The following is a 13,450-nucleotide window of genomic DNA, read 5'->3' as shown; positions in this document are numbered from 1 at the left end:
GGGGATAACAGCGATCGGAAGGTTGTTCTGCCATCGTAATGGTCTGTGTAATATGACGGTTTGACTTGTTCAAACTTAAATTAACTCATCGTCTTATATCACCTACTTTTCAACCATATCAGGAGGGATTTTTTGTGATTTCAGTAAACGATTTTAAAACAGGCTTGACCGTACAAGTTGACAACGACATCTATACCGTACTTGACTTCCAACATGTTAAACCAGGTAAAGGCGCTGCCTTCGTACGTTCCAAACTGAAAAACTTGCGCAATGGTAACACCGTTGAGAAAACATTCCGTGCAGGTGAAACCATTGGCCGTGCCATCATTGAAAACCGTGGCGTATCCTACTTGTATGCAAGTGGTACAGAGCACACGTTCATGGACAACGAAACATATGATCAGTTCACACTGACAAGCGACCAATTGGAATGGGAATTGAACTTCCTCAAAGAAAACATGAACGTAAAAATCGTTAGCTACCAAGGTGAAATCCTCGGAATTGACTTGCCTACAAGCGTAGAGTTGAAAGTTATCGAGACAGAGCCAAGCGTAAAAGGTAACACAGCACAAGGCGCTACAAAAAATGCTAAAGTTGAAACAGGCTTGAATGTACAAGTGCCATTGTTCATCAACGAAGGCGATGTCCTGCTGATCGATACTCGTGAAGGTAAATACTCTTCCCGCGCGTAACGTTCACATGGTGTAAGCTAAATAAAGCGTTAATTCAACCCTTTGCCGTTTCTCTGGCAAAGGGTTTTTTCGAAAAAAGATTAGCCTATCAGACGCTTTCGTAATATACTGGGTTAAAGTCATTTTTCGGAGAGAATAATGACGATGGACATCAATTATGCATACTGCACAAGGTAGGGAGTGGATTTGCGTTGTCATTGTACGTCATGAAATTTGGGGGCAGCTCGGTCGGAGATACAGAGCGCATGAAGCGTGTAGCCGGACGTGTTGTAGAAAAAGCGGATGAAGGACATCAGTGTGTAGTCGTGGTTTCGGCCATGGGGGATACCACGGATGATTTGATTGATCAGGCGAAACAGCTGAACAGTGAACTGCCTGCACGTGAGATGGATATGCTTTTGACTACGGGAGAACAGATCTCGATTTCATTGTTATCTATGGCGATTCAGGCGCTGGGACGCAAAGCCATTTCATTTACAGGCTGGCAAGCGGGATTCCGAACAGAGCCGGTACACGGCAAAGCACGGATTAACGATATTCATCCGGAACGGGTGAATCAGGCGTTGGCAGAAGGCAACATTGTAATCGTTGCAGGCTTCCAGGGAATGACGGAAGACGGCGAGATTACGACGTTAGGCCGCGGCGGATCGGATACAACAGCAGTAGCTTTGGCAGCAGCCATCAAGGCTGACGCTTGCGAGATTTACACGGATGTAGACGGTATCTATTCCACCGATCCGCGTATCGTGAAGGTTGCACGCAAGCTTAAGGAAATTTCGTACGACGAGATGCTGGAACTGGCCAACCTGGGAGCAGCGGTATTGCATCCGCGTGCAGTTGAATACGCGAAGCATTCCGGTGTGCCTTTGATTGTAAGATCCAGCTTTAACCATAATGAAGGAACGGTTGTGAAGGAGGAAGCAACAATGGAACAAGGTGTGGTAGTTAGTGGAATTGCCTATGACAAAAATGTGGCTCGCATCAGTATTCTGGGTGTACCAGACGTACCGGGAGTTCTTGCTGAAGTATTTGGTGCCCTTGCATCAGAACAGCTGGATGTCGACATTATCGTTCAGAGCGGTGTGATGGACGGTAAAGCAGACTTCTCGTTCTCTGTTGCGCTATCTGACCGGGAGAACGCACTGCGTGTCATTGAAGCTCTTCATAGCCGCCTGCCTTACCGTGAAGTTACTTCTGAAGAAAACCTGGTTAAAGTCTCGATCGTTGGTGCAGGCATGGTTAGCCATCCTGGCGTTGCTGCGAAGATGTTCAAAGTCATCTCGGGCGAAGGCGTTAGCATTAAGATGGTTAGCACTTCCGAAATCAAGGTATCTTGTGTAATTGATGGAGAGAAGCTTCATGACGTAATCAAGGCGCTGCATACAGCGTATGATTTGGATACAGCTGAGCAAGCCGTAATTGGCGGACCGCAAGTTCGCAGATAAAAAGCGAAAATTGCAAAGACACACCAAAGGTGTACTGTGTATTCCCATTCGGGATCGCAGTACACCTTTTTAGATTGTTCACAGTAACTTAAACAGCGGTTCCTTACGCGTTCCTCTGAATGGTTGCATTCGGTTCCCTTCACCCATCTCTGGAACGCAGTCCAGCAAGTTCAATTGGGTACAATACGTTACGTCATGCACCCTCCCTAGCCTCTCCAACCTTCGGCCACCAGCGGATACTCTAATCAGATCGGGTAATTTGTCCTCGGCATGAGTAGCAGCCTGATGAAGAGCCAGCCCCAAATCGTTCAGCATAATGGGAAAAGGAGATTGTCGGTACAACTCCTCGATAATGCTGCCTGCACATAAACCATCTTCCAGCGCGAACTCATCCTGATCCCCGGCGCATAACAATAAGATATCCCTGCGCAGCTCGCACAGAACAGCCGCCACCGCTTTCACATTGAGAAATGAGCCTGCAAACACATGTCTAGCCTTGGAGGCCTTGATCAGGGCACGTGTACCATCTGTTGTAGTCAGAATAATGGTTTTACCCGCAATATTCGGAGTCATATATTCATAGGGGGAATTGCCCACCTCGAATCCTGTAATTTTTTTATCAAAACGCTCCCCGCCACGAATGGCATCTTTCACGTTCAATTGTTTCGCTTGAGGAACTGTTTCTACAGCAATGATGTCCGCTGCATCGTATGCCAGTGCCGTAACAATTGTACTGGTTGTTCGCAACACATCGATAACGACCACACATCGTCCTGCAATATCCATTTTTCGAACTTCATTCACATTGCCTACTACATCGACTCGCACTCCCCACAACTCCTTTCTATATTTGGGGATAGTTGGTTCTGTCTTTTTTATCCCGGAATGTTTATCACCTGTCTGCAAGCACTATATGCACTTGGATCTAGACGGGTGCCTAGAACTGGAACAGTAGGCTGATCTATGATTTTTAACGCTCCTCCCTATTTTGAAGAAAATGATAGATTTCAGCGTCATAAATTCAATGTACACACATAAACTTGAGATATGAACAAGCACCAGGAACGCAATAAAACCGAATTTAAGGTTGGAGGGGCCAATTCATGATGGTGAACTGGAAGGATCTCTTTCCGGAACCGATTCGAACCATTTTGGGAAGAATGCCGCCCGCTTTATTAGATAAAGTGGAGGAAGTACGTATCCGTGAAGGAAGACCACTGGAAATCAATGCAGGAGACACCTATCACTTCCTCACACCCCAGGGCAGTCCGACTTCGAAGCCTGATGAAGCCTATATTCCCTTAAAAGAGGTAACACACAGGCTGCTGGATCTGATCAGCAATCATTCGCTTTATACATTGGAAGAGGAGCTGCGTAAAGGGTTCATCACCATTCCTGGCGGACACAGAATTGGACTGGCTGGCCGGACGGTGTTAAGTGGAGGCCGCGTCGAATACCTGCGCGACATCAATGGATTTAATGTCAGGGTGGCCCGAGAGATTCATGGAGTCGCTGATCGGATTCTGCCGCATCTGCTGGACATGAAAAGTGGACAGGTCATGCACACCTTAATTCTTTCACCTCCGCAGCAAGGCAAGACCACATTACTGCGGGATCTGGCAAGACAGATTAGCAGTGGTACCAAACTTGCGGGTGTCAATGAACTTGTTCAGGGCATACGTCCACGTCTAAAGGTTGGCATCGTTGATGAGCGGTCCGAAATTGCTGGAAGTTATAAGGGCGTACCCGGATTTGACGTAGGACCTCGCACCGATGTCATGGACGGATGTCCAAAGGCTGAGGGCATGATGATGATGCTTCGCTCCATGTCTCCCGATGTCCTGATCGTGGACGAGATAGGCCGACCGGAAGATGCGGAGGCGGTCATGGAAGCACTCCATGCAGGCGTATCTGTCATCGCTACTGCGCATGGTCGTGATCTGGCCGAGCTTTCTTCCAGACCTGCACTGAGAACCCTGATCGTCGAGCAGATGTTCCAACGCTATGTACAGCTGCAACGGACGAGCAGGGGCATGACCTTTCGATTGGCCGATGGCAAAATGCGTGGTCTCCAGCAGGCGGAAGTGGGAGGTGAGGCCTTTGGTTAACATGCTCGGTGCCGTCATCATTCTGCTGGCTAGTACCCTCGCCGGATTCTACAAGGCAAGGCAGTATGCCTTGAGGCCAAGACAACTGCGAGAGTTAATCGCCGCTCTCCAGCGGTTGATGACAGAGATTAACTACGGGCTGACCCCGTTACCTGATGCCATGGGGAAAATGGGAGCCCAGACAAAAGAGCCTGTTCGGACGCTGTTTCTCCACGCAGCCAAACAGATGGAACCACCTCATGGACACACTGCTCGTGAGAGTCTTCAGTCTGGTATAGAAGAGGCGTGGGGAAGATCAGCCATGAAGGCGGACGAGCGGGAAGTCATGCTGCAATTGAGCTTCAGCCTTGGCACCAGCGATCGTCAGGATCAGACCAAGCACATCTCGTTAGCCATTCAGCAACTTATGCATGAGGAATCCCGTGCCCAAGCCGATCAAATGAAATATGAACGAATGTGCCGCAGTCTCGGGATGCTTGTCGGAGCGTTAATCGTCATTCTGATCTTCTGAAATAGCCGGGATAGTGAGGTGCCAAGGTCATGAATTTAGAAGTGAACGCAATCTTTCAAATTGCGGGCATCGGAATCATCATTGCAATGATTCATACGGTGCTGAAACAAATGGGAAAGGAAGATATGGCTCACTGGGTGACCGTGATCGGATTTGTCGTTGTATTGTTCATGGTGGTCCGTATGCTGGACAGCCTGCTGCAAGAGATCAAATCGATATTTCTTTTTCAATGAAAACGGTCATGAAGCCGGGATGGTGGTGACCTGTGGAAATTATCCAAGTTGTAGGTCTGGCGCTCATCGCAACGGTGCTCATTCTAGTTATCAAAGAACAGAAGCCCATGTTCGCTTTTCTGATTGCGGCTGCAACCGGCATCGTGATCTTCATGCTGCTGATTGGCAAGATTGGCGCGGTAATCGAGGTGTTGAAACGGCTTGCCGAAAATTCAGGCATGGAGAGCATTTATTTGAAAACTGTACTGAAAATTATAGGCATAGCGTACATTGCTGAATTCGGAGCACAGATTGTCAGGGATGCAGGCCAGGAGAGCATTGCTTCCAAAATTGAACTTGCTGGCAAGGTGCTGATCCTTGTACTCGCGATACCGATCATCAGCATTATTATCGAAACCGTCATGAAGCTGATGCCGGTGTAGAGGGAGGCGTGCGGACTTCATATGAAAATGATGCATCATAAGCCGCAGTGGCGCCTTACCTTCGTGCTGACGCTGTGTTTTCTGTTTGCGATCATGGGACAGGTATTCGCAGGTTCTCCCTCGGGAGAGTGGATGCAGCAGCAGGCTGACCAGCTTCCCAAGGATCAGGTAGAAAAATATTGGGACCAACTCATGCAACAATACGGCGGTTTTTTCCCGGAAGGAAAAACACCTTCCTTTATGGATATGTTAATGCCCGGCAATGAAGGGTTCAGCCTGAAGTCGGTGTTTATAGCAATTGGAACCTTCATGCTGCATGAGATTTTATATAACGGCAAACTCCTGGTCACGATTGTGATGCTAAGTGTGCTGAGCATGATTCTGGAGACATTGCAGACTGCTTTTGAGAAAAATAACATTAGCAAAATCGCTTACTCCATCTGTTACATGGTCATTATTATCATCGCCATCAATAGCTTCAGTGTGGCGATTGGATACGCCAAGGATGCCATAGCCAGCATGATCAACTTTATGATGGCCATGGTGCCCCTGTTGTTTACGCTGCTGGCTTCAATGGGGAATGTCATTACCGTTTCTGTGACCCATCCACTGATCATTTTCATGATTCATCTGGTCGGTACACTGATCCACCTGCTGGTGTTCCCGCTACTCTTTTTCTCAGCCGTATTACATCTCGTCAGTTCCTTGTCCGACAAGTACAAGCTTACACAGCTGGCAGATCTCTTAAGGAACATTAGTGTGGCTCTACTCGGTATACTGCTTACGATGTTCCTGGGCGTAATTTCGGTGCAGGGGGCATCGGGCTCCGTGGCAGATGGTGTCAGTCTGAAAGCGGCGAAGTACATCGCAGGCAACTTTGTCCCCATTGTCGGTAGAACGTTTGCGGATGCAACGGACACGGTTATCACAGCGTCACTGCTGGTGAAAAATGCAATCGGACTAACGGGTGTCATCATCATCTTGTTTCTATGTGCGTTCCCTGCACTTAAAATTCTGACGCTAGCTCTGATCTACAACATTACTGGCGCGATCATGCAACCGCTGGGGGATACGCCAATTGTAGGATGTCTGCAGGCGATAGGCAAAAGCATGCTTTACGTATTTGCGGCACTGGCAGCTGTCGGACTGATGTTTTTTCTGGCAATCACGATCCTACTAACCGCAGGCAATCTGACCGTCATGATGAGATGAGGGGATGCTCGATAGAAAGGGGCTGGAAGGATGGGGTGGCTGAGCAGCTGGCTCCGGGAATTGATCATGATCGTTCTGCTGGCGACTTTCGTGGATATGTTATTGCCCAACAGATCCATGGAACGCTATGTCAAGCTTGTGCTGAGCCTTCTTATCCTGCTAACCCTGTTATCGCCAATAACGAAGCTTTTGAAAAGTGATCCGGTTGGCGAGCTTAAGCGAGCGATGACCGCCATGGATTCGCCATCTGATGGAAATGCAACACTTGAACAGATTTTGGCTCAGGGCAGGCGGCTGCAATCCAATGAACAGGAACAATCGCTGCAATGGACAGCCAAAGAGCTGGCTAACGTAATGAAAGGGCAGATTGAAGAAACAACCGGGGAGCGAGTGCAGTCTGTTGAGGTAAAGCTCGCCATGGATACAAGCAAACCGGAGACGGATTTGGCCTCCTCGGTGGAACTTCCGGTGATCCAGTATGTTTTGGTGGAGATGTCAGGTGAGACAGCAGCTGGGAAAGTCAACTCCGATACAGCCCAACAGGAAGCAACGGCAACGACAAAACCGATATTCGACTCTGACCCGGAATCCCAAACCATTGAATCTCCTCCAGTTCAGGAGCCAATCGAGATTGGTCAGATTGAGGTGTCTGATGTACAGATCGAGGTGAACAGCGGTAGCAAAAGTGAAAGTAACATGGGTAACGGTAACTCTGGCGAACCCCAAAATGGACAGGTAGCAGACTCCACACCTGTGTCGGGTGAGCAGGCAGAGACAAACTCTCAGCAAGGACAGACATCCTCCCGATCTGAACGAGCAGTACAAATTATTACGTTGTTGACAGAGAAGTGGGATATTGATGCAAACAAAGTACAGGTGAAAGAAAAGAAAAGCGCTTCGACGCTGTAAGAAGGAGGGTATCCGATGAGGCAATGGCTCAAAAAGATGGAAAGCTGGTTCGGCGGAGGAGAAGGTGGGCAACGGCGCAGTCAAACCTTTCGCTGGCTGATTATCCTTGGTTTGATCGGAGTCGGAATTATGCTGTTCAACTCTTTCGTCAATGTCAAAAAGATTGATTCTGAAAATATCGGTCGTGAGCCTCCTGATCCGGCTACATCCATGGCATCCATACAGACGGATCCGACGGATCAGAATCCATTTCAGGCGATAGAGGTCGCATTTGAGGACAAGATCAAGGGTGTGCTGGAAAATATCGTAGGTGTGGGAACTGTTGATGTGATGGTTACCGTGGATTCTACAGAGGAGCTTGTTGTACAGCGTAATGTGAAAGATTCGCAGCAGCTCACGGAAGAAACGGATGCAAGCGGGGGCAAGCGACATATGACGCAATATACCCGGGATGGTGAGATTATTACGTATGAAATATCAGGGGATCAGACACCGATTGTCACGAAAAAGCTCAAACCGCAGATCCGGGGCGTGCTTGTCGTTGCTAGAGGTGCAGAGAACAAGGTTGTGAAGGACCTGATTACAGATGCTGTGGAAAAAGGACTGAATGTTGCGGCCTACCGGATTTCGGTTGTTCCGCGTAAGCAGGATTAGTCCGAAACCATGAAACACAAGATTTGATGTCATAAGAATGAAGCCAATTCGAGGAGGAAGTTCTAATGAATAATAAACGTCAAACGGTATGGCTCGTATCCATGCTGAGTCTGATGGTCATTTTGTCCGCCTATTACCTGTTCACTGAAGATTCCGGTCCGGTTAATACGCCTGTAGCTGAGAGCACGCAGGTGGATAGTATGAAACAGGGAGAAGCGAAGGAAACGGCTGGAATCCTTGATCCGACAGAAGGTCTGGTTGTGAATGAAGTAGTGAATAGCGGCGAAGTTACAGGCACTGAAGGAGATCAAACGGCAACTGAATCTGTGGATAATCCTGCGGTTGTAGATGGTAAAGAAGCTGGAGACACCGAGAAGTCACCTGCTGCGGAATCCGGAGAGAAACAAGGTGAAGCAGGTAAAGACAGCGAGAAAGGGACAGACAAAGGCGCAGCAACCACTCCTGATGCAAGTGCCGGAACAGACAGCAGTGCAACGAAAACCGATGAGGACGTTCTCAAGGAGATGGAAGAACAGAATACGGCGGCGTCTGCGAGCAGCCAGTTCCAGAACTACCAGTGGCAGCGTGAGGAGAGCAACAATCGCAAGTATGAAGAACTTATGACCGTTGCGGGTGATCTGAGCAAAACACCAGAAGAAAATGCCAAAGCAACAGAGCAGCTTCGTACGCTGGAAGAAAAAGAAGCCAAAATCAATGGTATTGAAGAAACCCTGTCGCAGCAGTTTGCCAATGCCATCGTTCAAGAGGATGCCGATAAGTATAAAGTCGTTGTTCTCAGTGACAAACTGGATGTAAAACAAGCGGTTTCCATTGTGGATCTGGTTATGAAAGAACTGGCTGTATCCCAAAATAAAATCAGCGTGCAATACGTGACAGAACAGTAATCTAAAATATGGAAAAGTAGCCCCGAGAGCTGGATTAGATCTCGGGCTCTTTCCATTTTTAATGATTATGATATAATACATAAAGCCATATGACCGTCCTAGTGAGACTGGCATGATGCCGAAGGAGTGAATAATGGAAATGTTTAAATTGAGTGAGATCAAAGAGCTGATCAAACTGGTAGATGAAAGTTCCGTTCAAGAGTTGGAAATTGAAAATGAAGGATCACGGTTGTCGATTCGCAAACCGGGTAAAACCGAGTATGTTCAGGCAGCTGCTATTCAACCGCAAATGATTGCTGCACCACAGGTGCAACCGGCTGCAGTTGTAGCTGAGGCTGCTCCGCAAGTCGATACTACAAGTCATTTACATAAAATTGTATCTCCGATGGTGGGTACTTTTTACAGAGCTTCCTCGCCGGAAGCAGGTCCTTTTGTAAGCGCTGGTGATAAAGTTGTTGAGAAAACAACGGTATGTATCATTGAGGCGATGAAGCTGATGAACGAGCTTGATGCTGACATCAAGGGAGAAATCGTTGAAGTGCTGGTTGAGAACGGACAGCTGGTTGAGTATGGACAACCCCTGTTCCTGGTAAAACCGGAATAACGGTTACAGCCGCATAACGTCAACTGCATGAGCTTCGAAGGAGGACAATAACGAAATGAAATTTCAAAAAATACTGATTGCGAACCGTGGCGAAATTGCGGTACGTATTATTCGTGCCTGTCGTGAAATCGGCATTTCGACGGTAGCAGTCTATTCGGAAGCGGATAAAGACTCCCTGCATGTTCGTCTTGCAGATGAAGCGTATTGTATCGGGCCTACACTTTCGAAAGACAGTTATCTAAACTTCACAAACCTGATGAGTGTAGCTACACTGACGGAATGTGATGCGATCCACCCAGGCTACGGATTCCTGGCTGAGAACGCTGATTTTGCAGAAATCTGTGGTTCCTGCAATATTACGTTCATCGGCCCATCTCCGGAAGCCATTACTAAAATGGGTGATAAGGCTGTTGCCAAACAAACGATGAAGGATGCAGGTGTACCTGTCATTCCGGGATCCGACGGTTTGGTTGAAAATATGAATGAAGCCATTATGATTGCTAGAGATATTGGATATCCTGTCATTATCAAAGCTACCGCTGGTGGTGGAGGTAAAGGGATTCGTATTGCTGAAGATGAAGAAACGCTGATTAAGCAAATAACAGCTGCCCAGCAGGAAGCACAGAAAGCTTTCGGTAATGCCGGAGTATATCTGGAGAAATTCCTGACAGGCATGAAGCACGTGGAGATTCAGATCATTGCAGACAAACATGGAAATGCAGTGCATCTGGGCGAGCGTGATTGTTCCGTTCAGCGTCGACGTCAAAAGCTGGTGGAAGAAGCACCTTGTCCAATCATCTCCGAAGATGTGCGTACATTGATGGGAGAAGCCGCAGTACGGGCGGCGCTTGCCGTGGATTACTCGGGAGCAGGTACACTTGAGTTCTTGCTCAGCCCTAACGGTGAATTCTATTTCATGGAAATGAATACACGTATTCAGGTTGAACACCCTGTAACAGAGATGGTCACAGGAGTGGATCTGATCCGCGAAATGATCTCGGTAGCTGAAGGCAATCCACTTTCTTTCCGTCAGGAAGATGTTGTGATCAATGGCTGGTCCATTGAGTGCCGTATTAACGCAGAAGATCCGGACCGTAACTTTATGCCGTCACCAGGCAAAATTGGTTTCTACCTTGCACCAGGAGGACCGGGTGTACGTGTAGATAGTGCAGCTTATCCGGGGTACACGATCTCTCCTTATTACGACTCCATGATCGCTAAATTGATCGTATGGGGAGCAAACCGGGAAGAGGCCATCGCGAAGATGAAGCGTGCTTTGGCTGAGTTCGCGATTGAAGGCATCTCCACAACGATTCCTTTTCATCAGAAATTGCTGGATCATCCAACGTTTGTTCGGGGTGACTTTGATATCAAATTTCTTGAGGAAAATGAGATTTAAAAGGTATATTGGGCTTGTTTGTCATAATGTAGCCCAAATGATATAGTATGTAATAATAAGAGCGCATGTCTCCTGCAGAGGATAAGCCGCCGCACATATGCGGATGAAGGTTGCAGGAGTTCCGGTAAAGCCGGACCGGAAGGGTTCTGAAGGCTAGATTGGCCTGAGTACCAGCGCCCTGACGGATGGCCGCAAACTTATTTCGCGAAAGGTGTGTTGAACAGTTATGAGTACACTGCCGACAGAATTTGAACGAACGGATATCGGTGAAATCCAGATCGCACCTGAAGTTATTGAAGTGATCGCTGGACTGGCTACAGTTGAAGTCAAAGGTGTTGCAGGCATGAGCGGCGGATTCGCTGGTGGATTTGCTGAATTGCTTGGTCGCAAAAACCTTTCCAAAGGCGTTAAGGTTGAAGTAGGTCAGCGTGAAGCTGCAGTGGATGTTTCCGTAATTATTGAATATGGTTACCGTCTGCCACAGGTGGCTACCGAAATTCAACAGAACGTGAAACGCTCCATCGAGAACATGACAGGATTGAATGTGAATGAAGTTAATGTGCACATTCATGATGTTCAGTTCAAGAGCACCGAGAAAGTGGAAGAAATCGACCTGAACAGTCAGCGCGTAAAATAAAAGAAGACAGATTCCCCCGGCATCACTGCCGGGGGTTATCCCGTCTTGGACAGGTCTTCATAAAAAGCGGAAGCTTGCACCGGAGGATCATCTTTTTGTCAAAGGGCAGGTTAAGCCATGTTAGTGAGCAAGGGAGGCTGTGCAGTTCGTGGCTAAAATACTGGATCGGCTTCTGTTGTTTATATACAGCATAAGCGTTGGAGCAATATCGGCAGCAGTCATACTTCTTATCAGTGGTGTGCTGCCTTACGAATTGAATTACCAGCAGGAACAAAATGTCATTATTGCGGCGGTAGTTGCAGCAGCGATTTTGTTTATCCTGAGTTTGCGATTTTTCTACATCTCGGTTCGGCGTGATCGTGCTTCATTGCCATCTGTAGATCAGCGTACTGAGTATGGTGATGTGCAGATTTCGATGGAAACGATCGAAAATCTCTGTCTCAAAGCAACTTCCCGTTTCCGGGGAGTTCGTGATGTCAAAGCTCGTATTCGTGTGGTTGAGTCCGGACTGGAGATTATGATCCGTGCAGTAGTGGACGGCGAGACGCCAATCCCGACGCTGACAGCCGATCTGCAGAAGGCAATACATGATCATGTACAGGAGATTACGGGTATCCCGGTTTCTTTTGTCACCGTGTATATTGCTAACGTTACCCAGTCGCCTAACTACAAGAGTCGAGTGGAATGAGGTGAGTTTCACTGATGCTGTGGAGAGAGATTTGGGATAGTCACAGAGGCCGAATTACCGGAATTGTCGGCGGCATCTTTTTTGGATTTCTTTATGTATGGATCGGTTTTTGGGATATGTTGTTCTTTGCACTCTTGGTGTTCATCGGTTATACGTTAGGCAGACGAAGCGACTCGAAGCTGGGCTCGTTCATTCCCTGGAGGGAATGGGGGCAATGGCTTGGCGATCGCTGGCGTCCCTTTAAGTGAGCCACCTGAACCCTGCAATATGTTTCTTCCGAAAATAGAGCTGTAGTTTAGGTTGCCCGTTTTTTGGAGGAAACGATTGCAGGTTTTTTTGTGAAAAGGGATAACAATATAATAAGATCTCTGATTCCATCAAAGATTTTATATTTTAAAATAAGCATGATGACGCTCCACAGGGAGCGCTGCAGGAGGCAGGACATGAAAAGACGTTTGGCAAGGGAAATTGCAGTACAAAGTCTGTATCAGATGGAAATGAATGAAGTGGGCGCAGCTGAAGCCGTGAATATGCTGATTAATGAAGCCGCTGAAGACAATGAAACCGAAGTGGTTATTCATGATGCAGATGTAATGCGTACCTACGTGACCGAAATGGTACAGGGCGCTTGGAACAATAAAGAAGCGATTGACGGATTACTGGTCGATTATTTGAAAGGCTGGCAAATTAGTCGTCTGTCGCGTGTAGACCGCCAGATTTTACGGCTTTCAACGTATGAAATGGTGTTCCGTGATGATATTCCGGCAAAAGTGTCCGTCAATGAAGCGATTGAATTGTCCAAGTATTTTGGTACAGATGAATCGGGTAAGTTCGTTAACGGCGTACTTGGGCGCATGATTCAGGAAGTCAGCACCATCAAAGCAAAACTGTCTTAAGTTACAATTAACTACAGTGCGTGTTCAAAAAGACCGATTTTCAGTACCGAGAAGATGGGATGAAGCTAGAAATGGAGTAGCGGAGCGTAGGGAAAACTACGTGAGCAACGGACATTTCGGCTGAATTTCATATTC

The 13,450-nt window shown here is 47.6% G+C and carries 17 protein-coding genes; 16 read left to right on the top strand and 1 reads right to left on the bottom strand.

Annotated elements, in window-relative coordinates:
- Positions 1 to 134 precede the first annotated feature (134 nt).
- Together efp and G3352_RS30555 are read left to right on the top strand one after the other, a co-directional pair.
- Positions 135 to 692: an elongation factor P gene (gene efp / locus G3352_RS30560; RefSeq protein WP_024631007.1), complete on the top strand. Its 558-nt coding sequence runs from the start codon at positions 135 to 137 to the stop codon at positions 690 to 692.
- Positions 693 to 883: 191 nt separating this feature from the next.
- Positions 884 to 2,137 (top strand): aspartate kinase, encoded by a 1,254-nt coding sequence (locus G3352_RS30555; protein WP_076291870.1) that lies wholly within the window; start codon positions 884 to 886, stop codon positions 2,135 to 2,137.
- 78 nt (positions 2,138 to 2,215) lie between these two features.
- Here the strand turns inward: G3352_RS30555 and G3352_RS30550 are convergent, their stop codons facing one another.
- Positions 2,216 to 2,965, bottom strand: coding sequence for a 2-phosphosulfolactate phosphatase (locus G3352_RS30550; RefSeq protein ID WP_163761684.1), 750 nt, complete (start codon positions 2,963 to 2,965; stop codon positions 2,216 to 2,218).
- Between the two features lie 275 nt (positions 2,966 to 3,240).
- Between G3352_RS30550 and spoIIIAA the strand changes: the two genes are divergently transcribed.
- The 14 genes from spoIIIAA to nusB all read left to right on the top strand — a co-directional run bounded on the left by spoIIIAA (position 3,241) and on the right by nusB (position 13,315).
- Positions 3,241 to 4,245 carry a stage III sporulation protein AA gene (gene spoIIIAA / locus G3352_RS30545; protein WP_163761683.1) on the top strand — a complete coding sequence of 335 codons (1,005 nt, stop codon included), beginning with the start codon at positions 3,241 to 3,243 and terminating at the stop codon, positions 4,243 to 4,245.
- Entirely contained in the window at positions 4,238 to 4,756 is a 519-nt protein-coding gene (gene spoIIIAB, locus G3352_RS30540) for a stage III sporulation protein SpoIIIAB (protein WP_090900804.1), read from the top strand. Before spoIIIAA ends, spoIIIAB begins: the two co-directional genes overlap by 8 nt.
- A gap of 29 nt (positions 4,757 to 4,785) precedes the next feature.
- Positions 4,786 to 4,989 carry a stage III sporulation protein AC gene (spoIIIAC, locus tag G3352_RS30535; RefSeq protein WP_017687585.1) on the top strand — a complete coding sequence of 68 codons (204 nt, stop codon included), beginning with the start codon at positions 4,786 to 4,788 and terminating at the stop codon, positions 4,987 to 4,989.
- Positions 4,990 to 5,021: 32 nt separating this feature from the next.
- The gene (gene spoIIIAD, locus G3352_RS30530) at positions 5,022 to 5,411 is read left to right on the top strand and encodes a stage III sporulation protein AD (RefSeq protein WP_017687586.1); all 390 of its coding nucleotides are present in this window, start codon (positions 5,022 to 5,024) and stop codon (positions 5,409 to 5,411) included.
- Between the two features lie 21 nt (positions 5,412 to 5,432).
- Positions 5,433 to 6,623 carry a stage III sporulation protein AE gene (spoIIIAE, locus tag G3352_RS30525; RefSeq protein ID WP_076291874.1) on the top strand — a complete coding sequence of 397 codons (1,191 nt, stop codon included), beginning with the start codon at positions 5,433 to 5,435 and terminating at the stop codon, positions 6,621 to 6,623.
- Between the two features lie 30 nt (positions 6,624 to 6,653).
- Complete coding sequence (gene spoIIIAF / locus G3352_RS30520; protein WP_163761682.1) at positions 6,654 to 7,532, top strand: stage III sporulation protein AF; 879 nt, start codon at positions 6,654 to 6,656, stop codon at positions 7,530 to 7,532.
- Between the two features lie 15 nt (positions 7,533 to 7,547).
- On the top strand, positions 7,548 to 8,186 hold the full coding sequence (gene spoIIIAG, locus G3352_RS30515) for a stage III sporulation protein AG (RefSeq protein WP_076291876.1): 639 nt from the start codon (positions 7,548 to 7,550) through the stop codon (positions 8,184 to 8,186).
- Positions 8,187 to 8,251: 65 nt separating this feature from the next.
- Positions 8,252 to 9,091 carry a SpoIIIAH-like family protein gene (locus G3352_RS30510; protein ID WP_163761681.1) on the top strand — a complete coding sequence of 280 codons (840 nt, stop codon included), beginning with the start codon at positions 8,252 to 8,254 and terminating at the stop codon, positions 9,089 to 9,091.
- Positions 9,092 to 9,230: 139 nt separating this feature from the next.
- On the top strand, positions 9,231 to 9,695 hold the full coding sequence (accB, locus tag G3352_RS30505; protein WP_063565765.1) for an acetyl-CoA carboxylase biotin carboxyl carrier protein: 465 nt from the start codon (positions 9,231 to 9,233) through the stop codon (positions 9,693 to 9,695).
- 55 nt (positions 9,696 to 9,750) lie between these two features.
- Complete coding sequence (gene accC / locus G3352_RS30500) at positions 9,751 to 11,094, top strand: acetyl-CoA carboxylase biotin carboxylase subunit (RefSeq protein ID WP_099858204.1); 1,344 nt, start codon at positions 9,751 to 9,753, stop codon at positions 11,092 to 11,094.
- A gap of 226 nt (positions 11,095 to 11,320) precedes the next feature.
- Complete coding sequence (locus G3352_RS30495; protein ID WP_024630996.1) at positions 11,321 to 11,731, top strand: Asp23/Gls24 family envelope stress response protein; 411 nt, start codon at positions 11,321 to 11,323, stop codon at positions 11,729 to 11,731.
- A 148-nt stretch (positions 11,732 to 11,879) separates the two neighbouring features.
- Positions 11,880 to 12,419, top strand: coding sequence for an alkaline shock response membrane anchor protein AmaP (gene amaP, locus G3352_RS30490; RefSeq protein ID WP_076291879.1), 540 nt, complete (start codon positions 11,880 to 11,882; stop codon positions 12,417 to 12,419).
- Between the two features lie 14 nt (positions 12,420 to 12,433).
- Complete coding sequence (locus tag G3352_RS30485; protein ID WP_053784412.1) at positions 12,434 to 12,667, top strand: DUF2273 domain-containing protein; 234 nt, start codon at positions 12,434 to 12,436, stop codon at positions 12,665 to 12,667.
- Positions 12,668 to 12,862: 195 nt separating this feature from the next.
- Positions 12,863 to 13,315 carry a transcription antitermination factor NusB gene (gene nusB / locus G3352_RS30480; protein WP_063565701.1) on the top strand — a complete coding sequence of 151 codons (453 nt, stop codon included), beginning with the start codon at positions 12,863 to 12,865 and terminating at the stop codon, positions 13,313 to 13,315.
- Positions 13,316 to 13,450: the final 135 nt, after the last annotated feature.

Source organism: Paenibacillus sp. ALJ109b (assembly GCF_010747435.1).
GTDB classification, from domain to species: domain Bacteria; phylum Bacillota; class Bacilli; order Paenibacillales; family Paenibacillaceae; genus Paenibacillus; species Paenibacillus taichungensis.
The sequence above is the reverse complement of the archived record's forward strand: the minus strand, read 5'-3'. Positions and strand labels throughout refer to the sequence as shown.